Origin of the sequence: Vagococcus xieshaowenii, from assembly GCF_004792515.1 — a bacterium.
Taxonomy (GTDB): domain Bacteria; phylum Bacillota; class Bacilli; order Lactobacillales; family Vagococcaceae; genus Vagococcus_A; species Vagococcus_A xieshaowenii.
In genome coordinates this window covers 433,488-457,288 of record NZ_CP038865.1, presented here as the reverse complement: position 1 = coordinate 457,288, position 23,801 = coordinate 433,488, and the positions used below count along the sequence as shown (strand labels likewise).

Below are 23,801 nucleotides of genomic sequence, written 5' to 3'. Positions count from 1 at the left end.
CTCTCTCATCAATTAATCATTGAGATATTCCATAAAATAATTTGTATCCATAAAAACTAGTCTTTTTTTGTAATAGTTTATTCTGCCCTGACATTCTAATTGTTTAATAATTGAACTGGCGGTTTCTCTTGTTATTCCTGCAAGTTTCGATAAATCATTAATTGTAATAGGAAAACCAACCTCATATCCACCTTCATAAGAAATAGTCCCAAAATCTTCCAAAATAACAGCCAATGAAAAGGACAAACGATGAATCGCATTATTGGCAATACCTTTTTGATTTTTCAACATTTGCCGTTTCATACAATCAGATTGGCTTCTAATATAATTCATTAATTGGGAAGCGTTATGCTGAATTAATTTTTCATAAATCTCTTTGGGTAAGTAGTACACCTCAATGTCTGTATAAGCAACGGCAGAGAAATAATAATCTTCATCAAATAAAAACCCTATTTTCGGAAACAACGTTCCTTGATTTAGAAAGTCGATATACTCAAATTCTCCGGTAAAATCAATTTTTTCTATTTTTACAACACCTGACTTCAACAAATACATGCGATTTCTTTCATCACCTAAATCAAACAACACTTGTCCCTTTTTGTATGATCGTAAATAAGTATATTTTTCTATTTCCATAAATTCTTCTTCTGTAAAGTAACAAAAATCTTTGTACCTTTTCAGAAAAGTGATTTCTCTGCTTTTTTGCATACTAACACTCCTTAATCAACTAGTGACTGATTATGGTTCCTACTCCTTTGTTCCCTAAAAACGCTAAATTTTCCAATGAGGTAATGACTGCTTGACTACTTGGATTGTTGTTAACATAATCAATCGCAGCTTCAATTTTTGGCAACATACTTCCTGGAGCAAAATGTCCCTCTTCTTTATAGCTTTCTAACTCTGAAACACTTACCTTCTCAAGTTTTTCTTCATTTTCTTGACCAAAATTAATTGCTACATTAGCCACACCTGTTAAAATTATTAATTGATCTGCCTTCACTAACTCAGCTAATTTAGCAGAAGCATAGTCTTTATCTATCACTGCTTCGACTCCTCTTAATTCATCACCTACAACTGGAATTCCACCACCACCAGCGGATATTGTGATCATATCTTCTTCCACTAGATGATTGATTACTTTATATTCGACAATCATTGTTGGTTGTGGGCTCGCAACCACCTTGCGCCAACCACGACCGGCATCTTCTTTGAATGTAGCACCTGTTAACGTCATCTGCTCCTGGGCTTCTTCTTTTGTTAGAAAAGGACCAATTGGTTTTGTCGGATTTTTAAAGGCAGCGTCATGTTCATCTACTAATACTTGTGTTACCACAGTCACCACTTCTTTTTCAATTCCTGCAGCTTTTAACTCTTTAATCATGGCGTTAGTTAACCAATACCCAATACTACCTTGCGTCATCGCGACACATGTATCTAACGGCATTGCTGGATTTTTTTTAGAATCTGCCGCTTGTTGTTGCAATAATAAATTACCAACCTGTGGACCATTCCCATGAGAAATAATCAGTTGGTTGCCTTTTTTTACCAATTCTACTAATTGACGAGCTGTTTTAATTAAAGCTTCTTGCTGAGATTGTGCACTTGCATTGTCTGATAAAATAGCATTGCCACCTAATGCTACAACTATTTTTTTATTCATACATTCCTCTTTCTTTAATTATAAGTATTTACTTAATAAATAATTGACAAATTCACCACAGATTTTTGCCAATTGATAGTAATAATAAAGGCAACATGAACATCTATTCATGCTGCCTTTATCCACTCTAATGCTAGTTATTATGTGCGTGGAATAAACAAATTACCTAACGTCGCAGCCATGATAGCTTTAATTGAATGCATTCTATTTTCTGCTTCTTCAAATTGACGAGCGTACTTACTTCTAAATACTTCATCAGTAATTTCCATTTCTTTTACACCAAATTGCTCTTCTACCATTTTTCCATATTGCGTATTGGTATCATGGAATGCAGGTAAACAATGTAGCACAATTAATCTATCTGTTTCTTGATTACCTGTTTTATTAATCATCTCCATGTTTAATTGATAAGGTTGCAACATCTTCACACGTTCTTCAAATTTATCTTCTTCCCCCATTGAAACCCAAACATCTGTATATAATACATTGGCACCTTTCACACCTTCTTCCACATTATCAGTAATCATCAATTCAGCTCCTGATTCTGCTGCAAATCCTTCTGCATAATCAACGATTTCTTGTTCTGGGAATAAGGCTTGAGGTGCACAGATTCTAACATTGACACCTAAAATTGCACCAGTTACCAATAAACTATTTGCCATATTATTCCTTCCATCGCCAACATAGACTAACGTAACATTTTCTAAAGAACCAAAATTTTCTTTAATCGTCATAAAATCAGCAATCATTTGTGTTGGGTGCCATTCATCTGTTAAACCATTCCAAACAGGGACACCTGAAAATTCGGATAATTCTTCTACCATTTTTTGACTAAAGCCTCTAAATTCAATACCATCAAACATACTGCCCAATACTTTAGCAGTGTCTTCAGTCGTTTCTTTTTTACCTAGTTGAATATCATTTGCTCCAAGATATTCTGGATGTGCGCCTAAATCAACTGACGCTGTTGTAAACGCTGAACGGGTCCTTGTAGATGTTTTTTCAAATAATAAGGCAATATTTTTTCCTTCTAAGTAGCGATGAGGAATATTATGTTTTTTCAATTCTTTTAAATGAATACTAAAATCAATTAAGTATTCTAATTCTGATCGTGTAAAATCCTTTTCTGCTAATAAGCTACGTCCTTGAAATACTGATGTCATATTATTTTCTCTCCATTCCATTCTATTTTTTATTAAATATCTTCACGATATAACGGCATGCTCATACAACGAGGGCCTCCACGTCCACGTACTAATTCACTTCCACGTAATTTATGTAACGTTAGTCCTGCTTTTTCCAGTAATTCATTAGTTACTACATTGCGGTCATATACAATAACTTCACCTGGTGCAATAGTTAACGTATTGGACCCATCATTCCATTGTTCACGTGCTGCAGCTGCAACATCTCCACCACCACAACGAATTAATTCAACCGCTTCAAGTTGTAGATACTTTGCCAAAATACGCTCCAATTGATCTACTTCTTTTTTGATAACTAAATCGTCTTCTCCCTTAGTAATAGAATAGACTGTTAAGTCCCCTTCAATTTCAGGATGAATCGTGAATTTATCATAGTCCACCATAGTAAAAACTGTGTCTAGATGCATAAATTTCCGATACTCCCCAATATCAAAAGCCAAAATTGTTTCAAAGCTCATCTTTTCTTTAAAAATATTACGTGCTAATTTTTCGACTGCTTTAGCATCTGTTCGTTGAGAAATACCCACTGCTAAAACTTTCTTTGAAAGGATTAATTCATCTCCTCCTTCAAGTCGGTGTTCTTCATCTCGATGATATAAATAAGGAATATCTTGGTCTTTAAATCTGGGATGATTATCAAAAATATATTGTGCATAAATCGTTTCTCTATTTCTCGTTTCAGAATACATATGATTTAAGGAAATACCATTACCAATAGTCGCAAAATTATCACGTGTAAAGTATAAATTAGGCATTGGATCGATTGCAAAAGGGTAATCATTTCCCATTAAATCAACTAAACTGTTCTTTTCATGATCCGGTAATTCTGTTACTTGCATGCCTGTCATAGTTTTGTCTACCAATTCACGGTTGTCTTCAATATTCATTAATAGTTGCTTAATAGTCGCAATCGTTTCTTCGCTTTCAATATTAGCCTCAGATAAATATTCATCAACGAATGCCTCTTTAACGTCTTCTGATACTAATGATTCCGCCATTAAATTTTCCAAGTACAACACTTCTACACCGTTTTCTGTTAATACTTTAGCAAACTGATCATGCTCTTGCTGAGCATCTTTTAGAAACGGAATATCATCAAATAATAACCGTTCCAAATAGTCTGGCATTAAGTTTTCTAACTCTTTACCCGGTCGATGAAGTAACACCGTTTTCAATTTACCAATTTCAGAATACACATTAATTGGACTACTCATAGTTCATTTCCTCCTCATAAATTTTGTTTACATCTCCATCTTAGCAAACCCCTAATATTAAACAGTTAAATTCCTGGCTTCTTAAGCGCCAACTATTAATCATTATCTCTTCATGTTACTTATATTTATGAAAACGCTTTATTTATTGACCGTTTTTTATTCATATTACTTATTAAAATACAAAAAAAAATTAGTCTTTTTATGCATACTAATATTTTTTCCTTCGAAATAATTGAATACCTACAACTTAGTTCACAAAAAAAAGACGATTAACAAGTAATCGTCTTTTTTCAATTTATTCAATATTTCATCATTCTCATCAATTTACAAGATAGATGTCTTTAAGATATCAATAGTCGCAATCAGTTCATCTTTTCTAACTTCAATGGATTCTCCTGATTCTCGTAATTTAATTTCAACCACATTTTCAATCGCTTTTTTACCAATAGTTACCCTAATTGGAATACCAATTAAATCTGAATCATTAAATTTTACACCAGCACTTTCGTTTCGATCATCCACTAATGTTTCGTAACCTGCCTGTTGTAATAATTCTTCAACCTCAACCGTCAACTGCCACTGGTGCTCATCGGTTACTTTGATAGGCAATAAATGAATATCAAACGGAGCAATCGCTTTAGGCCATATTAAGCCTTTTTCATCCGATGTTTGCTCAGCAACAGCTGCGACTAAGCTAGAAATATCTAGATGATACGCTGCCATTTGAATAGGTGCGGTTCTCCCGTGACGATCAATTAGCTGTGCATCCATCTGTTCGCTTAATTCTGATCCTAAGCTTTCAATATGACCAATTTCAATCCCTTTAGTAAAAATAAGGGTTCCTTCGCCATCAGGTGAGCGTTCGCCTTCTTTCACAATTCGAATATCTGCAAATTGGGTTGGAGAAAAATCACGTTCTAAGTTAACATTAATAAAATGAAAATTGGTTTTATTGGCCCCAACCACACCATTCTCAATATCTTGAACATATTCATCCGCAATAATTTTTAATTTATCACTCAGACCAACTGGGCCAATATAGCCTACCTCAGTTTGCGTAAATTGTCTAACCTCTTGATCTTCGGCTGCTCTTAAATTTTTACAATTAAGAAGTTTTTTTAGTTTAAATTCGTTAACCGTATAATCGCCACGAACTAACGCTAATACCGGCTCTTCATCCGCCATAAATAAAATGGACTTGATCACCTTTTCTTCTGCTATCGATAAAAAACTAGATAATTCTTTAATTGTTTTGATATTAGGTGTCTCTATTTCTTCTAATTCAGCTAACGTTCCTCTTTTAAGTTGAGGTGTATAAAGACTTGTTGCTAATTCTAACTGCGCAATATAGTCACTTTCTGAGGAGAAACAAACTGTTTGATCCCCTACATCTGAAAGTGCTATAAATTTTTTTGCATCTGCTCCTAAATCATCAGAAAAACGACTAACCAATGTTCTGAACTCTAAACCAAATCGCTTCAAAATACGTCGGTACATCGATTCCATTTGCTGATAACTGTCTAATAAATCTTGCTCTGTCTCATGAAAAGAGTAAGACATTTGTGCAATACCTTCACGACTTTTTAATAAGCCATACTTTGGTCTTTCCTCGTCTATAAAAACCACTTGTGTCGTATAAAGGATTAATGGAAGTTTCTTATAAGAGGTCACTTCTACTGTAAACAAGCTTAAAACCGCTTCTTCATATGAAGGTGACAAAACAAATGAATGTTCATTACGATCATGTAATTCAAATAATTTATCTTCAATTGTTTCTAACCGGTGGCTCTCTTTTACTATACGATTTGGTAATAAATAGGGTAATTGCATCTCAAGTGCTTCCATTTGTTCCAACTCTTCATGAATAATCGCATTCATTCTATCCATGACACGTTTAGCAAGCGGTAAATAGCTATAAATACCACTTGCGACTTGTCTAATATAGCCTGCCCTTAATAATAATCGGTGGCTAAGAATCTCTGCTTCACTTGGATTTTCTCTTAAAGTAGGTAGAAATATACTTGACTGTTTCATTTTTCATCCCCCAGTCCCAAATACTAGCGTCCTAAAAATCTCATAATATCATTCCATGTGACTAATACAATTAAACCGATTAACAAGATCGCACTTGCTAAAGTAATTTTCATTTCTATCTCTTGATTTAAAGGTTTGCGACGAATGCCTTCAAAAATATTAAACAATAGTTTACCGCCATCTAACATAGGAATCGGTAATAAATTCATAATTCCTAAGTTCACACTTAACATCGCAATAAAGCTTAAAATAGTCACAAAACTTTGATTTGATAATTCTGATGAAGCTTGATAAATCATCACAGGTCCACCTAATTTATCTAAACTAAAACCAGCAATCAAGTCTTTCAAGGCATTAAAAATAGTTAACGCACTATTTTTTGTTTGAACGGCTGCTTCTTTAAATTTTTCCCCGAAAGATAATTTTTTCAGTCTAACCGCACCTTGAATCCCCAAAATGTAACGGTCTTTTCCATTTTCTGTTACTTTTTTAGGTGTTAAGGTTAAGGTTTTTTCTGCCTTTTCACGCTCAACAACCACGTTGATTGGCTTATCTTTAGTTTTTTCTAACAGTTTGCCAACTTCAGCAAACTGTGTGACTTTTGTTCCTTCAATTTCAAGGATACGATCATCAGGCTTCATACCTGCTTTATCGGCTGGACTATCTGCCTGAACACCACCAATTAAACTTGATGTATCATTTGCTGCTACGCCACCTTGCATAAATAATACTAATAAAAACAACACGAACGTCAAAATAAAATTAAATAGAGGGCCTGCAAAATTCGTTAACATACGTTGGTATAATTTGGCTGATTGAAATTGAACGTCTCGTGGAGCAATTCGAACTTCTGTGCCATCTTCTTCAATAATGGTCGCATCATGATCAACTGTGTACGTTGTCTCGTTTGCTTCTTCGCCGTTTACGTAACCTTTTAAATACAGCTTATCTTCTAAGTCCGCTTCTAATAACTCCAATGGAATCCCATTGGTTAACGTCACTTTATGACTCGTGTTAATTCGGCTAACATCTCCCTTATCATTTAGCTCGACTGACAGCGGTTTACCCGGAGGAAGCGCTACTTCTTCTTCACCCATACCCGCCATTCGGACATAACCACCCATTGGCAAAATTCTAATTGTATATAACGTTCCCGATTTATCACGGTGACTAAAAATCTTTGGTCCCATGCCAATGGCAAATTCACGAACTAAAATACCTGAACGCTTGGCAAAAATAAAATGCCCTAGTTCATGGATGACCACAATCAACCCGAAAACAAAAATAAATACTAATAATGTTTTCATACGTAACTTCCTTTCTTTTTATACAGTAAGAGGGTTATTTTTAAGAAAATAACCCTAGAATATACATTAATGGAAATACAAATAACAAACTGTCAAAACGGTCTAAAATACCGCCATGACCTGGTAATAGTTTTCCTGAATCTTTCACGCCATAGAATCGTTTAAAAGCTGATTCTACTAAATCTCCCATTTGACCTGCAATAGATAGAATAATGGTAATGGGAATCATGACTGCCCAATTATAAGCTAATGTTGTCCCACTAGGATTTAAGACAATAACTAGTAACGCAGCAACAACCGCACAAATGATCCCTCCAATTGAACCTTCGATTGTTTTATTAGGAGAAATATGAGGTGCTAGTTTATTTTTACCAATTTTACGTCCCACCATATAGGCCCCAATATCTGTACTCCACACAACCGCTAAACCATAAATAATAAACAAGAACTGAGCATCATTGCCTCGTGCCAGTACAAAGTTTTGAAAACCAACTCCCACATACAAACTCGTTAATACAGGAAATGCAACATCTTCAAAGGTAAATTCATTCTTAGAAAAAACTGTCACACATAACAATAGCATGACCATAACAAAAAACAGATGGAAATTGTTAATATTATAAGGTAAAAATTCAAACCAATTTTGTCTTGGTAAGATTAAAAAAATTGTCGCTAAAGCTGATAAGACACCTTGAACACTAACAATTGATAAGCCTTTCATCTTGAATAATTCATAGACACCCACTACTCCCATTAATGCAACCACTAATTGGAATAAAGCACCACCGTACCAGACAACTGGAACAAAAAACAGCAACGCAACGATCGCTGTTATCACACGTTGTTTCATTTACTTATTCTCCTTCGTTTCATTTAAACCACCAAAACGGCGATTTCTGGCCTGGAAGCTACCAATAGCTTCTTCCAAATGACTCTCACTAAAATCTGGCCAATAGACTTTAGAAAAGTATAACTCACTATAGGCAATTTGCCATAGTAAAAAATTACTAATTCGTTCTTCGCCACTCGTACGAATCACTAAATCAGGATCTTGATACGCTTTGGGCAATACAGATGTCATCAAATAATTGGAAAACAGCTCTTCAGTAACCTCTTCAGTTAATTCTCCTGATTTTGCTTCATCAATTAATTGATTAATACCTGTCAGAATCTCTGCACGACTGCCATAGTTTAATGCAAAGTTCAAAATCATCCCTGTACAATGAGCCGTTTGTTCAATAGCTGAATCAACAGCTTGTTTCGTATGCGCTGGCAAGGCATCTGTATAGCCTATTACTTGGACTTTTACATTTTCTTCAATTAATTCTGGGACAAATGTATCAAAGAAGTCCACAGGTAACTGCATTAAGAAACTCACTTCTGAATCTGGACGTCTCCAATTCTCCGTTGAAAAAGCATATAACGTCAACACTTTAACCCCTAATTGACTTGCTTTTTTTGTTATTTTTTTGACATTATTCATGCCTTCTTTGTGTCCCGCTACGCGTGGTAAACGACGATTATTCGCCCAACGACCATTACCATCCATAATAACTGCAATATGCTGTGGAACAGGTAATTCGCGATTAAATGTGTTAAGCATCTCTTCTACATGATATTTATTTTTTTGAGGAAAAAAACGGAACATCACACAACATCCTTCCATTAATTACTATCTATACTATTGTAGCAAAAAGTAAGGAAAAAACCTACAGAAAGTGTTAATTGAGCTGATGAAGATTCTTTTACTAGCTATCTTAATCTATAAAAAAAATAAAAAATCTGAAACAAGCGAAAAAATTCTCACTGTCTCAGATTTTTTATTATCATTGATTTTGTCGATGGTTTATCATTACAACTATTATATTTTTAAACTTTTTCTGTCGCTACGATAAAGTGGTCAACTGTTTCTTTAATACGAGCTAAGTCTACATTACCGCCAGAAACAATGGCTACAGTTTTTTTGTTTGGTAATAAGTGATCTATTTTACCACTAATTATTGCAGCAGAAGCCAGTGCGCCTGCACCTTCTACTACAACTTTACAACGTTGAATTAAATCTTTCATAGCAATTTCAATTTCTTCTTCACTTACTAAAATCATTTCATCTACTAATTCATTTACTACTTCAAATGTTAAGTTCCCTGGTGTTTCTACTGCACAACCATCCGCAATGGTTGCTGCTTCTTTATGAGGGGTAATTTTTCTTTCTTTAAATGAAGAAGTCATTCCATGAATATTTTCTGATTGAACACCTACAATTTTAATATTAGGATTGAATGTTTTTAGAGCAACAGCTAATCCAGAAATCAAACCGCCTCCGCCAACAGGGACAATCACGTTATCCACATCCCAAATTTCATCTAAAATTTCAAAGCCAATAGTTCCTTGTCCAGCCATTACAAACTCATCATCATAAGGATCAATAAACGTTACTCCTGTTTCTGCAACGATTTCTTCACATTTCGCTCTAGCTTCATCAAATGTTTGTCCAAATAAGATGACTTCTGAACCGTAACCTCTTGTCGCATCAACTTTTGCTTGTGGTGCTGTAAGAGGCATAACGATTGTACTTTTTATTCCTAATAATTTAGAGGTTAGTGCCACTCCTTGTGCATGATTACCTGCAGAGCAAGCGATCACGCCTTTTGCTTTTTGCTCATCGGTTAAATGAGAAATTTTATTAAACGCTCCTCTAAATTTAAATGAGCCGGTTAATTGCATGTTTTCTAATTTCGTAAACACTTCTCCACCAGTAATTGAGCTCATATAATAAGATTTTATTAAAGGAGTAACACGAGCGTATTCAGAAATAATACTTTTAGCTTCGTAAACGTCTTCAATAGATACGGGTAAGTTATTAATTCTAGTCATTATAAAACACTCTCCATTTCAACAAAATTCATTTCTATAGAATCTGCTAATGCTTCGGATACAATCTTCCCTTCGTACATACTAACGCCGGATTTTAATTCTTCACTATCCTTAATTGCTTTTTGTACACCTTTATTTGCAATATCAAGTAAGTAACTAATATTTCCTTTTGCTAAAGCCATAGTAGCGGTTCTAGGTGTAGCACCTGGCATGTTTGGCACGGCATAATGAATAACCCCATATTTTTCAAATACTGGATCAGCATGTGTTGTTGGTGTATCAATTGTTTCAACTGTTCCACCTTGGTCAATAGAAATATCAACTAACACACTACCTTGCTTCATTGATTTAACCATATATTCTTTAACTAATTTTGGTGGTTTTGCTCCTGGAATTAACACTGTTGAAATGAAAATATCTGCTTCCTTAATATATTTCTCAAGATTCTCAGTAGTAGATTCAATTAATTCTACATTTTTACCAGAGTATCTCTCTTCTAATTGTTTCAATCTATTCTCATTTAATTCTAGAATGATCACGCGACAACCTAAGCTAGCACCAATATCAGCAGCGTTTTCAGCGGCATTTCCTCCACCAAGAATGACAATTGTTCCTGCTTCTAAACCAGGAATACCTGGTAATAAAATACCTTCTCCTCCATGCTGTTTTTCTAAATAGTATTGCCCCATACAAACAGCACGTCTACCAGCGATAGCACTCATTGGTTTTAATAATTCTAATACACCATTCACACTAATATTTTCCCCTGAAATCGCTATCATTTCTTTATCAACCATTTGTTGAACGCATTCTTTGTTAGCCGCTAAATGAAGAAAGCCCCAAATGATTTGTCCTTTTTTAAAATAATGATATTCAGATGGCATCGGTTCTTTTACTTTTACTATTAAATCTGCCTCCCAAGCTGTATCGGTATCAACAATTTCTCCTCCAGCTTGTGTGTACATTTCATTGGTAAAGCCACTGCCTTCTCCTGCATTATTATCCACTAGTACAGTATGCCCTGCTTCTGTCAGAATTTTTACATTTTCTGGTGTCATTCCAACACGAGCTTCGCCTTGTTTAGGATCTTTAATAACTCCAATTTTCATAATTATTCCCTCACCTTTCTTTTTTTATATGACAAATATATCATACAAAAACCAAAAAACAAGGGTTTAACGAAAAATATATCTAATTTTCATTTACTCATGTGAATAACTTCACTTTCTTTTAATGTTTTCTCACCTTTTACTCATTATCTACGAATTATCTGGGACCCACACCGTAAATCATTCATTTTATAAAAAATTGACTTGTTAAAATAAAAAAAGATTTAGCTAATAGCTAAATCTCAATAAGGCTTATACAGATGTTTCTAATTCCCAAGTAATAGTTCCTGAATATTCTGTATTATTTGTTACTGTGTTGCGTGGGATTTCAATTCTTACCCCGTCAGTTATCTTATACGTCACATCTTCTAAAATAGACGCATCATCTTTAGTAGGTAACTGAGTGGTAAACTCTTTAACATTTCCTAGCGCCATTGACCATTGTCCAGCACCTGTATCGGCTGTTGTATCGGCTAATGTTTGTTTACCTTCACTAATATTTTTATTTTCACTAAATCCTTTAGGTGCTAATTCTCCACCTGTATAGTGACCATTTGATAAAATAATTTGTGCCCCTTTTAATTCGTTATCTTTTTCATCTGTTAATACTGAGGCTGTTGCTGATAACGTCCATCCTTCTCCACGCTCTGTCCCACGATTGTCAATTGTTGAGATGAAAGGTGCGACATCTTTTACTTTACCGTTTGTCAAATAGATTGGCTGTGCTTTAGCGTATGCTTTAATTGCATTACTTGTGCTTCCCCATGTTCCAAAATCAAAATCAGAAACATAATTAATACGCAATAAGTTATTACTAGGATTTGGATTTGGATTTGGATTTTCTGGATGAGTTGGATCAACAATCTCTGGATCTTCTGGATCAATAACTTCAGGATCTGGCATACCTGGAATTTCTACTTCTTCTTCTTCTAATGATTTAACAAAGTTAATTGTAGCTTCAGAATCTACCGCATCATATGTATTACTTTCTGCTAATGTTACTGTGCCTCCCAAAGCTACTGTGCTTAATAATGCAATTGTCATGATATTTTTCATTGTTTTCATAATTTATTTCTCCCTTGATTGTTATATTTTTTGTTTTACATTTCTTTACAATTTATTCTATGGAGTTGTTGCCATTTCCCAAGTAATGGTTGATGTGTATTCTACTCCCTCATTTATAACGATGTTAGAAGGAATACGAAGTTCCACACCATCTGTTTCTAATTCATCATTTGTTTTATACCCCATTGCAAGTGACCAACTTCCCACACCTGTATCCTGTGTGCCTTCTCCTGAATAGGCTGTTGCAGTTGCTAATTTTTGAGCACTAGTTCCTAACGTAATCTTACCTGTTTCTGCTTTAGGAGCACGTTCAGAATCTCCAGCATAGTTTAAATTATATAATGTAATTTCAGCACCACGTAAAACGTGTCCATTACCATCTTCAAGCGGAGTTGCCGAAGCTTTTAATTCCCAATCTGAACGTTCCGTTGAATTTCTCATATCATATGTTGTAACCCAAGGGACACGTTTTGCTACACCTTCACTTGTTGTTGTAACCTCCGATGTTTGAGCTTTAACAATCTGCTCTTTAGCTGTTACTACTACCTCTCCAAATTCTAAATTTGAAGCATGAATGACTTTAAAACGACTTCCTTCTGGGTTAGTAATTTCTGGATCTGTAATTTCTCCTCCACCTTCTGGATCGGGATTTTCTGGAAGTTCTTCCGTTAGCGTACCCACACTTACTTTACCTATACTTGTCGCACTGCTGTCTGTATCTGCATTGACTAATGTTCCACCTAACACACTACTTGCTAATAAAGCGACTGTTAATAAATTAATTTTTTTCATTTTTTCTTCCTTCTTTCTTTTTTATTATTACAGCGATTATGATAAATAATATTCCCATCACAATGGCTAACTTAGGTTGTCTAAAACCTGTTTGAGGCAACCTTCCTGTCGATTCTTTTATCCCTTTAGAAGTTAATGTATCTTTTACATCATTACTTGACTCTACTACGGGATTTCTATTATTTGTAATAGAATGTTCAGCAATTTCATTGTCCTTAATGACATCATTACTTGATGTTTCTTCATCCAACAGATTTTCTTCAGGAACAATCGTTGTCTGCTCTTCCTCTATTGGTGCTTTGTTTTCAATATAAAATTTTATAGAACTTTTACTTTCAGTGGCACTTACCATTGGAGAAAAAATATTAAACAATAGAGAGACACCTACTAATACTAGACTCATTTTAAGTTTCATCTTTTCTCCTCCTAAGGTGCATCTATCAAGTTAAATTCCATCTCTACTTGATAGTCGCTATTCTCTTTAAGTCCGGTAATTTGATTTAACATGATACCTAGCTTTTGCTCTTCTCCAATAGTAACCACTTGATCTTTAGAGCTTAATGGCATTTCTCTAATTGGAATATGTTTATGAAGCGTTACGCCATCCTTGGCATTATGCCAGGTGCCATCAGCCGTTTTTCCTAGTAATTGTTGTAAGCCACTATCTGTTTTATTATCCTTATCGATAAAATTATTATCTGTAGAAACTTCTACTCGCCATGCGGAACGATTCCCTTTAATTTCATTTTGAGCAAAATTATTAGATCCTCGTAAGTCTTCTATTTTTAATTCAAAGTGAGATGCTTGCTCAGTAATTGATCCTAAAGTTAGAGGATTATCTATTCCCCCCATGATTTGAACTCGATAACTTCAGGAGGATTTGACGTGAATTTCAACACACCATTTTTTACTTTTATACGATTAGCTCCTGCCCAGATATGTTCTTCTGAAGTTTCTTTCCCAACCTCATGTAAAATAACTTCAATATTATTTTCAATGGACTCGTTATTTATACCTATTACTTGATAATCAATAGTTAAACTATCATCTTTAGGAATCGTTAATTCCCCAATACTAGAAGCATCTGTTAATACGATTTGATTATTGATTTTAACCTTAATACTTCCCTCAACTAGCTCGATACCTCCCAGTAAGCCATTTACCAAATCAACATTAACCTTAACATCTCCATAACCTGTAACATTCTCAATTGTTGTTGTTACATTAGTGGTTTCACCTATTGTAATTTCTGGTTGTCCAACTTCAACACCCACTTCTAATTCATTGGTATAATTGACAACATCTATTTGGACACTGTTAGTTTTATTATGAAACAACTCATCCTTTGCTTCAGAATGATGAATGTTCAATGAACGATAATACGTTCCAGTATGCCAAGGCATTACTTTATTAATTTGTAATTCATCTCCAAATGTTACTGGCGCTTCATCATGATGCCAAACATAAGCCACATCCGCTTTTACATCTGAATAATTTTCATTAATAATAATGTCAGAAACAACTGGGATTGATAAACTATCTCCTACTTCTAACTCTATCTTATCTTCACTATCTAAATATTCTATACCGTCAGTAATCACGGCAATAATACGATCATTTTTATCTTCTAGTAACGGCTTAATGACTTCTTGACTTTCTTTAGTAGTCTTAATTAATTCTATTGATGATTTATTCAGTACCGACGTATCTATTCCATGAATCATCGGCATGCTAATTTCCATTTCATAAGGAGCACCTGTCATATGAAACATGCTGTCTACGTTTTGAATTGTTTTTACTACTGGAAGGTTTAAACTTTTTAAATTAAATGCACATTGGAAGGCAACATTATCTATATTTGTTAACTTAGGAAAATCTAAATGTTCAACTCCCGAGTTAAAGAATGAAAATGATTTAATATGCCAAACTTCAGGTATATTTAATTTTTTTAAACTCTTTGTATCCGAAAAACTATTTGAGCCAATCACTTCTACTTTTGGCATTAGCACTTCTATCAATCTTGTACACTTTTCAAATGATTTAGAAGGTAATTCAGTCACCTCCGGAATACTTACTTTTTCGACTCGTGATTTATAAAAAGCATTACTACCTAAAGAGGATAATTTATTTAATTTAACCTCAGTTAACTCATTAGTTTCAGCAAATACTTGATCTTCCATCGTTATTAACTCTGGAAAATTAACTTTTTTTACTCCTGCACTTTTAAAAGTTGCTGTTCCTAACTCCTGTAACTTAGGTGCAGTAATCACCTGTAAGTTTGTTGTAGAAGCAAACGTTAAATCCCCTATTTTAGTGGTGTTAGCTAGGTTAATTTCCTGCAAGTTATTGTGATTTTCAAACATGTTACTACCTAACTCTAGTAGTGAGTTAGAACTAAAAACTTCTAAGTTAGGAACATATTGTGTCACTGAACTGTTATAAATAGCCTCTTGTTGAATATCTAGTCTAAGTTCTCTTAGGTTTGGAATTGCTCTAAATGCTTCGAAATTTAGATAAAAACTATTAGTTGAACCATTCAAAATTTCAATCTTTTCAAGATTAGTATAACCGTCGAAAAAATTATCATTAATTGTAGGAATATTACTAACTCCCGCGTGTCCAGAAAAATGAATTTCTTTTAAATTAGTACTTCCTTCAAATTGATCGGACATAGAAGCATTAGCATGGTCCGTTCCCGAAGAGCTAAAATTTAACATATTAAATCCATTAAATCTTTCTAAGTTAGGCATCTCAGCAAATATATGGCCATCGCTGAAACTATTCTTACTGATTGAAATGCCATGGTTAGCAGCTAATGCTAATTCTCTTATTTTGGTTTTTTTAAAAACGAAACTTCCTCTTTGTTTATTTTTGGAGTCAGAACTCAATTTTAAAGAGGGGACAAACATTTCTAATGCACTACATTCAGCAAATAGGTAATCACTACCGAGAGTTAATTGAATATCCCCTTTAACTTCGGTTAATTTTTTTAAACCATAAAAACTTTTAGTTCCACTTAATAATGTATTATTAGTAAATGTTAGAGACACTAACTGCTCTAAACTTGAAAATGATGTGGCAATCTCTGGTAAATTTTGAAATGTCAGATGTTGTACATCAAGCATTCCTTTGTCTTGAATAATCTCCAAAACATTCTCACTCGTACCTCCACCAGCGTTGAACGTTAATGTCTTTAAACTATTGTCCCAATTCCATGAATAAGTAATACCATCGATTGTTTCACTGTTAGATCTAACTTCTTTTGTTTCTTCTTTATCTTCTGAAGTTTCTTCAAAAGATTCATGACTACTTTCTTCAGAAGCTGATGTTTCAAGAGTTCCTTCTTCATTACTCTCCATCACTCTCTCTTCTTCCGAGCTATCTTCAATATTTTCAAATACCAGCTCAGTTTCTGATGATTGACTAATCGGTTCATTTAAATTCGGTTCTATCTTGCTGTTTTCAATCTTCTCTTCATAATCTACTACTTCTTCAATTTCTTCAGATACTATTGTTTCTTCACTTGTTTTATTCTCAAGTAGTTCGGTTGAGTCAAGAGTTTGTTCGATAACTGACGCGTCTGTTTCTGTTATTTTTATTTCATCATCGGTTGTTGATAGTTCATTTGCTACTACACTCAATGGAGCAGTTTGCAAAAGTAAACTCGCAATAAGGCTATAACTAATTGTTCTTTTCATTAATATCTTCCTTTCTCTCATTTGTACGTTTCTTTGTTGTCCAAATCACTATACTGACACTAACAATTACCGCTGCTATTGCTATCCACATCCATAGATTATTGCTATCATCTTCAATTAAAATGGCTTCTTTGTTGTGTTCTTTAGCTTCTTTATTTGATATTTCAAAATCCTTACGCCAACTAAATTCCTCACCATCAGCATTAGCTGTTAATTCTAATGTATAACTACCTGGTTTAAATGCTGTTTCTTGAGTAGAAATACCATAATTAAATGATGAATTAGGTGCCATTCTTAATTGACTCCTTTCAGAAATAAATACCGGATTTTCACTATTTTTTTCATAAATTTTCGCCTCAACAGCCATGTCGTCAATAATTCTCGGCATATCATTTTGCAAGTTAACTAAGACATGATTACGATAATTAATCTGACCTGTTGTAATATCATTTAAATTCAAATTAACTGGAATATCTTCTTCTGAATTGCTTAATACGATACCCACTGTATAAGCAAAGCGATTCTCAATGCCTGTAACTTCTTTGTCACCCTCAGCTAAGCTGAAGCGAAAGCCTCCTAATAGAATCCCTTCAAACGCTTCTTTAGGCATTTGAATCTGCCACTTTACTACCTCAGATTCTTTTGGAGCCAATGTGATGCTTTCAACATTATTCGTTACAAATTCTTCAATATTATAAATTAAACTGTCATCAACTGTCTGGCTTGCTAAGTAATTGATATTACCTACATCCGATGTTGTGGCTCTATTAAGTTCTGGAATGACTTCAATTTCTTCATTAGAATCATTAAATACCTCAATTTCAACTGTTTGTTTTTCATTAGGCTTTAACTCTAAATCAAAATAACTTGTACTACTTTTTTGATTTTCAGGAATTTTTGGTTGAACAGAAAAATTGGCACCTGATGATGCAAATGTTACTTCTTCTGTTACAAATACTCCTATACCTATCACTGCTACCATCAAACCAATCAATTTTTTCATTGTTCTTATCTTCCTCTCTATATCTGTATCACTTAACTACTTAACAAGTATAACCTCTTACGATTCTATAAAATTTTATGTTTTATCTCTTTTGGATAGAATATAAAATGAATTATTTGACTATTATTTAGAACCGGCTCTTTACTACTAATCAACTATAACATGCTAAAGATAGTCTAGATTTTACGTTTTATCCTGAAGTGATAAAAAATAAAACGAGACATAAAAAGCTAATCAAAAATGATACTCCTTAATCGTTTGGAATATCATTTATAATTAGCTATTTATTTCATTAAAACCATTTGTTCAAATTCTTGCCAAAATTTATTGCTAGGATAACGTGAATAGTATAGATATTTACCTTCAAAATCTTCTAAATAAATATCAGAAATAATCACATCATAGTTTTTTACTTGAAAATCGTTATATAAAATATTGATATAATCAATATTTATTTTATATTGATTTTCATATTTATCTTTCAAAATACTTTCAAAAATTTCTGAGTAAATATTATTTTCTGAATAATATAGTAAGATTCTAATACTTTCAGATTGATTCATGCCAAAGTAATCTTTACGTACCTCATCAATAATTGTTAAAAAGAAGATACAAAATTCATACTTTAAACTCTCTCTATCTGTTAAAAAAAGCGCTGAACTGGCTATCAATTGATATAAAAATGATGATTTTTCTAAATTGATTTCAGCCAGTTTTTTATAGTTAATATCAAAATCTCTTAAAATCACCTGATTAATCGGACCAATTGTCACCAATTGATTAGTTAAGTATTTAATATATCGCTCTTGTTTATTGAGCGGAATGCATAAACCGTACTTCCTTAAATAACATTTTAGAATATCTGATATTTTATGTTCTTTATCATCATTTAACATATAACCTTTTTTAAGATATAAAATCTCTTCTATATACTCTATTGGGATTATATTGGCAATTAAATATGGAGAGAATGTCACATTGTAAGTTGACTCAATAAAATTCACAAAAGGTTTTTTTTGAACTAAAGTATTATAAATTATCATTATTTCTGTTTTAATCTCACCATCAAGTTGTTCTAAATCATCATGTAAATAATAATGTTTCGACACACGATTTAATGCAATTAATAAATAGGTATCGATCACCAATGATTCATGCCTCGTATGATAGTCACGATAATTTTTTTCAAAAAAGAGATGCACCTCATTAAAGATTATTTGATTTTCTCGAAGCACTTCATAATCATCCATTTCAAGAAGCAAGACTCTAAAAAAATGTCTCACTATTCTCTCTCTACCAACAATCTCATAATAATCATTGTAAATAATTTTGATTGAGAGTTCTTCATCAGCAAAGTATTGATTAATTTGGTTAACTTTATACAAAACTGTTGACTTCGTTACATATAAATACTCTGAAATTTCCGTTAAATTGTATTGATGAAAAAAAATTAAAATCAATAACTGAAGATTAGTCGAGTCATTTAGTATCCTCTTCGATATTAAAATAGAATTTTGTCGATAATTAGAATTTAGGCGAATACTATTACCTTTAATCACTATTTCATAGCTATCCGTCAAAGTATTTATTTCTTCAATATATTTTTTTAATGTTACAATTGTTGTATCTAAAAACTTCACAACTTCTTCCGTGGCTTCTATTCCCCCGTTGGCTTCCAAATAATACATCAAGTCAATTTTTTTGGAAATGTTATTCTCAATAAACACGTAATTCCTCCTTTAACAATTCTCAACATTCAAAAAACTCTCCGTATAATCTATCCCCACTTAAATATAGCATGTATATTTTTTCTCATATTTTTATTTTTTTATAATCAATAAAATAAAAAAAACACATGAAAATAATTCATGTGTTTCATTTCCCTTTAATTAAATCCTCAAAGCTCTTCCAAAAAAATGTACTTGGCAATTTTGTGAAATATAAATACTTATCCTTAAAACTATCCAAATAAATATCCGAAATAATAACGTCATAATCATCGACATTATATGTATCATGTAAAACGTCTTTATAATCCACCACCACCGAAAAATAGGCACTGTAACGATCTTTCAAAATATACTCAAGTACTTCCGAATAGACATTATGTTTAGCAGAATAAAGTAATATTCTAATTTTTTTAGACGGACGAATATGAAAATAATCTTTCCTCACTTCAGATACTACAACTAAAAAATAGATAATAAATTCTTGATAAATACTTGGGACTTCATAGGTAATAATACCTGACTCTTGTACTAATTTATAAAGATAATCTAATTTTTCTTCATTTTCTCTTCTCAAAGCACGATAATGAATCTCGTAATCTTCGAGTAGTATTTGATTAAGTGGTCCGTACATAAGAATCTGAACGGATAACAGCTTGACATAATAATCAAAATCATTTGTTAGCATATCGATATTATACTTATCTATATATTGTTTAAGAACATTTCCAACTGATGATTCTAAAGGATCTCCAATTTCAAAATTCCCATCTAAATACATGATTTCATACAAATATTCTATCGGAATTATATTGGCTAATAACAAAATATCAAATGTCACCAAATACTTACTTTCTAGAAAACTTACAAAAGGAGTCTTCTTTTTTAAATGCTTAAATAGATATTCTAACTCAATTCTGACTTCTTTAGGAACTTCTTCAAAACTTTCAAATAAATAAAAACCACGTGCAGCTCTTCTTAGACCAATAAAAATATACGTATCTACTGTTAGTGCTTCATTTTGAGTGTAATGTTGATTAAAATGATTATCTAATTGTTCATGAATTTCTTTAAAAATGGGTTTGTTTTGTAAATAAATATCATAGTAATCAACTTCCAATAATAAAATTTTAAAAAAATGTCTAATTTCCCATTCTTCTCCAACTATTTCATAACTTTCATTATCAAGATAAACAATTTCAATTTCTAATTCTTGATTTTTAAAGTACTCATTCAACTGTTCAACTTTGTAAATAACTGTTGATTTTGTAATAAACAAACGTTCTGCTAATTCTGACAGATTATATTTTTTATATAAAATACTTAGTAAAAGAGTGATATTAAGAGACTCCCCAATGATTCTCTTAGCAATCAACAAACTATTTTCCCTATGGTCACTTTTTAATTCTATACTGTTGCCTTTTATAATTATTTCATACTCTTGTGCCATTTCATTGATTTCTTTAACATATTTTTTCAACGTCATTTTAGAAACATCTAAAAAATCTAATAATTTATCAACAGTAATATCATTTTCAAAAAATTCTAAATAGTACAATAGATTTAGTTTAGTTGTAATATTTGTTTCAGCAAACAATACGAATCACTCCTCCATGAGTTTTAATCTCTAATGTTATTCTAATACAAAAATATCCAACTAACTACTATTTAATAGTTTTAAATTAATAAAAAAAAGCATTGAAACAGAATTGTTCCATTTTAATCGGACAATTCCATTATCAATGCTTGTTTTATTATACTTCTAATAATTCTTGCTCTTTTGCTTTAGTAATAGTATCAATTTTAGCAATACTGTTATCAGTTAATGTTTGAACATCTTTTTCGTATGTACGTAACTCATCTTCAGAAATTTCTTTATTTTTTTCTAATTTTTTCAATTCATCAATAGCATCACGACGAATATTTCGAACAGCTACTTTAGAAGATTCAGCAATTTTACCTACTTCTTTTGCTAATTCTTTACGGCGTTCTTCTGTTAATTGAGGAATCACTAAACGAATAACTGAACCATCATTAGCCGGACTTAAACCTAAATCACTTGCCATAATAGCACGTTCAATATCTTCTAAAGCTGTTTTATCAAATGGTGTAATCATTAACATACGTGCTTCAGGAATATTAATTTGAGCAATTTGGTTTAATGGTGTCGGTGCTCCATAATAATCAATTTGAATACGATCTAGGATACTAGCGTTCGCACGTCCTGCACGAATGTAGCCTAATTCACGTTGTAAATTTTCTTCTGATTTGATCATTCTTTCTTTTGTACTATTTAATACTGCTTGGACCATTATTTTTTCCCCCTTACTGTTGTTCCGATATTTTCACCTTCAACAACACGTTTAATATTTCCAGGTTCATTTAAGTTGAAAACAACTAATGGAATATCATTATCCATACTTAATGAGCTTGCTGTAGAATCCATTACAGCTAATCCTTTAGCAATCACATCTAAGTGAGTTAACTCTTCAAATTTAATCGCATCAGCATCTAATTTAGGATCTGCAGAGTAAACACCGTCTACGTTATTTTTAGCCATTAAGATAACATCCGCATTGATTTCAGCAGCACGTAATGCTGATGTTGTATCTGTTGAGAAGTAAGGATTACCTGTACCCCCTGCAAAAATAACAACGCGACCTTTTTCTAAATGACGTACTGCACGACGACGGATATATTGTTCAGCGATTTGGCGCATTTCGATTGATGTTTGAACACGAGTTGGTACCCCAACGTTTTCTAACACATCTTGTAAAGCTAAAGCGTTCATCACCGTTGCAAGCATTCCCATGTAGTCAGCTTGTGCACGTTCCATGCCCATTTGTTCGCCGACTTGTCCACGCCAGATATTACCACCGCCAACAACGATTGCAATTTCAACACCTAACTCATGAACTTCTTTGATTTCTTTACAAATTTCTTCGATAACTGGTGGTTTAATTCCAAACCCAACATCTCCAGCTAATGCCTCTCCACTTAATTTTAATACCACGCGTTTAAATTTTGGTTCCGCCATGATAACACCCTCCATTAATTTCTGTCCTTATTCTAGCATAAATATGACCAATCGACCATATTCTAAATTTGCCTAAAAAAAGGGAGCGCACTTTTTACAGTTGCGTTCCCGACTATCAGATGATAGATTTATTATTTCATTTGGCTTCTTACTTCGTCAGCAAAGTTTTCTTGACGTTTTTCGATTCCTTCGCCTACTTCAAAACGAACGAATGCTTTTACATCAGAGTTTTTGCTTGCTAAGTATTTAGAAACTGTCATATCTGGATCTTTAACGAATGGTTGGTCAACTAAACAAATTTCAGCTAAGAATTTTTGCATACGGCCAATAACCATTTTTTCAACGATGTTAGCTGGTTTGCCTTCGTTTAATGCTTGCTCAGTTAACACTTTTTTCTCGTGTTCTAATTCTTCTGCAGGCACTTCTTCTTTTGTCATGTAACGAGGGTTGATAGCTGCAACGTGCATTGAAACGTCTTTAGCTACTGCTTCGTCAGCACCAGTTACTACTGATAATACAGCGATAGTTCCGCCAGCATGTAAATATGCGCCGAATACTTCATCATCAGATTTTTCAACGATTTGGAAACGACGGAAAGCAATTTTTTCTCCGATAACTGTAGTAGCTTCTAAGATTTCTTTCTCGATAGTTCCGTTTTCTGTTTCGATAGCTAAAGCAGCTTCTAAGTCAGCTGGTTTGTTTTCAGCAACTAATTTAGCAACGCGAATAACTAATTCTTTGAATTGATCGTTTTTTGCAACGAAGTCAGTTTCTGAGTTGATTTCTACGATTGCAGCAGTGTTGCCATTGATGTATACGTTAGATAATCCTTCAGCAGCGATACGGTCGCCTTTTTTAGCAGCTTTTGCTAAACCAGATTCTCTTAAGTGATCGATTGCTTTGTCCATGTCTCCGTCTACTTCTACTAATGCGCGTTTAGCGTCCATCATACCAACGCCTGTTTTGTCGCGTAATTCTTTTACCATAGCTGCAGTAATTGTTTGTGCCATTTTATATGTGCCTCCTAGAGTGTATTTTCTTTGTAAAAAAAGTCTCAAAGGTACAAGACGGGCTAC

21 protein-coding genes are annotated in these 23,801 nt (G+C 33.2%); all 21 read right to left on the bottom strand.

Annotated elements, in window-relative coordinates:
• Nucleotides 1–12: 12 nt before the first annotated feature.
• Nucleotides 13–708 (bottom strand): Crp/Fnr family transcriptional regulator, encoded by a 696-nt coding sequence (locus E4Z98_RS02205; RefSeq protein WP_135253913.1) that lies wholly within the window; start codon nt 706–708, stop codon nt 13–15.
• 19 nt (nt 709–727) lie between these two features.
• Nucleotides 728–1,660, bottom strand: a complete 933-nt coding sequence (gene arcC / locus E4Z98_RS02200; protein WP_135253911.1) for a carbamate kinase — start codon at nt 1,658–1,660, stop codon at nt 728–730.
• 140 nt (nt 1,661–1,800) lie between these two features.
• Nucleotides 1,801–2,823: an ornithine carbamoyltransferase gene (gene argF, locus E4Z98_RS02195; RefSeq protein WP_135253909.1), complete on the bottom strand. Its 1,023-nt coding sequence runs from the start codon at nt 2,821–2,823 to the stop codon at nt 1,801–1,803.
• A 32-nt stretch (nt 2,824–2,855) separates the two neighbouring features.
• Nucleotides 2,856–4,079 carry an arginine deiminase gene (arcA, locus tag E4Z98_RS02190; protein WP_135253907.1) on the bottom strand — a complete coding sequence of 408 codons (1,224 nt, stop codon included), beginning with the start codon at nt 4,077–4,079 and terminating at the stop codon, nt 2,856–2,858.
• 324 nt (nt 4,080–4,403) lie between these two features.
• Nucleotides 4,404–6,113 carry a proline--tRNA ligase gene (locus tag E4Z98_RS02185; RefSeq protein WP_135253905.1) on the bottom strand — a complete coding sequence of 570 codons (1,710 nt, stop codon included), beginning with the start codon at nt 6,111–6,113 and terminating at the stop codon, nt 4,404–4,406.
• 23 nt (nt 6,114–6,136) lie between these two features.
• Nucleotides 6,137–7,420 (bottom strand): RIP metalloprotease RseP, encoded by a 1,284-nt coding sequence (rseP, locus tag E4Z98_RS02180; RefSeq protein ID WP_135253903.1) that lies wholly within the window; start codon nt 7,418–7,420, stop codon nt 6,137–6,139.
• A 40-nt stretch (nt 7,421–7,460) separates the two neighbouring features.
• Nucleotides 7,461–8,270 (bottom strand): phosphatidate cytidylyltransferase, encoded by an 810-nt coding sequence (locus E4Z98_RS02175; protein WP_135253901.1) that lies wholly within the window; start codon nt 8,268–8,270, stop codon nt 7,461–7,463.
• A complete protein-coding gene (locus E4Z98_RS02170) occupies nt 8,271–9,068 on the bottom strand; it encodes an undecaprenyl pyrophosphate synthase (protein WP_135253899.1) in 798 nt (265 codons plus the stop codon).
• Between the two features lie 221 nt (nt 9,069–9,289).
• Nucleotides 9,290–10,294, bottom strand: a complete 1,005-nt coding sequence (gene tdcB, locus E4Z98_RS02165; RefSeq protein WP_135253897.1) for a bifunctional threonine ammonia-lyase/L-serine ammonia-lyase TdcB — start codon at nt 10,292–10,294, stop codon at nt 9,290–9,292.
• Nucleotides 10,294–11,403 carry an alanine dehydrogenase gene (ald, locus tag E4Z98_RS02160; RefSeq protein ID WP_135253895.1) on the bottom strand — a complete coding sequence of 370 codons (1,110 nt, stop codon included), beginning with the start codon at nt 11,401–11,403 and terminating at the stop codon, nt 10,294–10,296. Before ald ends, tdcB begins: the two co-directional genes overlap by 1 nt.
• Nucleotides 11,404–11,655: 252 nt before the next feature.
• The gene (locus E4Z98_RS02155) at nt 11,656–12,468 is read right to left on the bottom strand and encodes a WxL domain-containing protein (protein ID WP_135253893.1); all 813 of its coding nucleotides are present in this window, start codon (nt 12,466–12,468) and stop codon (nt 11,656–11,658) included.
• Nucleotides 12,469–12,525: 57 nt separating this feature from the next.
• Nucleotides 12,526–13,260, bottom strand: coding sequence for a WxL domain-containing protein (locus E4Z98_RS02150; RefSeq protein ID WP_135253892.1), 735 nt, complete (start codon nt 13,258–13,260; stop codon nt 12,526–12,528).
• Entirely contained in the window at nt 13,247–13,675 is a 429-nt protein-coding gene (locus E4Z98_RS02145) for a hypothetical protein (protein WP_135253890.1), read from the bottom strand. The genes E4Z98_RS02150 and E4Z98_RS02145 overlap by 14 nt, the downstream gene beginning before the upstream one ends.
• An 11-nt stretch (nt 13,676–13,686) precedes the next feature.
• The gene (locus E4Z98_RS02140) at nt 13,687–14,112 is read right to left on the bottom strand and encodes a hypothetical protein (protein WP_135961166.1); all 426 of its coding nucleotides are present in this window, start codon (nt 14,110–14,112) and stop codon (nt 13,687–13,689) included.
• On the bottom strand, nt 14,100–16,958 hold the full coding sequence (locus E4Z98_RS02135) for a leucine-rich repeat domain-containing protein (protein WP_168182761.1): 2,859 nt from the start codon (nt 16,956–16,958) through the stop codon (nt 14,100–14,102). The genes E4Z98_RS02140 and E4Z98_RS02135 overlap by 13 nt, the downstream gene beginning before the upstream one ends.
• The gene (locus tag E4Z98_RS02130) at nt 16,942–17,961 is read right to left on the bottom strand and encodes a WxLIP family cell surface protein (protein WP_135253886.1); all 1,020 of its coding nucleotides are present in this window, start codon (nt 17,959–17,961) and stop codon (nt 16,942–16,944) included. Before E4Z98_RS02130 ends, E4Z98_RS02135 begins: the two co-directional genes overlap by 17 nt.
• A gap of 284 nt (nt 17,962–18,245) precedes the next feature.
• Entirely contained in the window at nt 18,246–19,688 is a 1,443-nt protein-coding gene (locus E4Z98_RS02125) for a helix-turn-helix domain-containing protein (RefSeq protein ID WP_135253885.1), read from the bottom strand.
• 148 nt (nt 19,689–19,836) lie between these two features.
• Nucleotides 19,837–21,285: a helix-turn-helix domain-containing protein gene (locus tag E4Z98_RS02120; protein ID WP_135253883.1), complete on the bottom strand. Its 1,449-nt coding sequence runs from the start codon at nt 21,283–21,285 to the stop codon at nt 19,837–19,839.
• 157 nt (nt 21,286–21,442) lie between these two features.
• Nucleotides 21,443–22,000, bottom strand: coding sequence for a ribosome recycling factor (gene frr / locus E4Z98_RS02115; protein ID WP_135253882.1), 558 nt, complete (start codon nt 21,998–22,000; stop codon nt 21,443–21,445).
• On the bottom strand, nt 22,000–22,725 hold the full coding sequence (gene pyrH, locus E4Z98_RS02110; RefSeq protein WP_135253880.1) for a UMP kinase: 726 nt from the start codon (nt 22,723–22,725) through the stop codon (nt 22,000–22,002). The genes frr and pyrH overlap by 1 nt, the downstream gene beginning before the upstream one ends.
• Before the next feature lie 131 nt (nt 22,726–22,856).
• Nucleotides 22,857–23,735, bottom strand: a complete 879-nt coding sequence (tsf, locus tag E4Z98_RS02105) for a translation elongation factor Ts (RefSeq protein ID WP_135253878.1) — start codon at nt 23,733–23,735, stop codon at nt 22,857–22,859.
• Between the last annotated feature and the right edge of the window lie 66 nt (nt 23,736–23,801).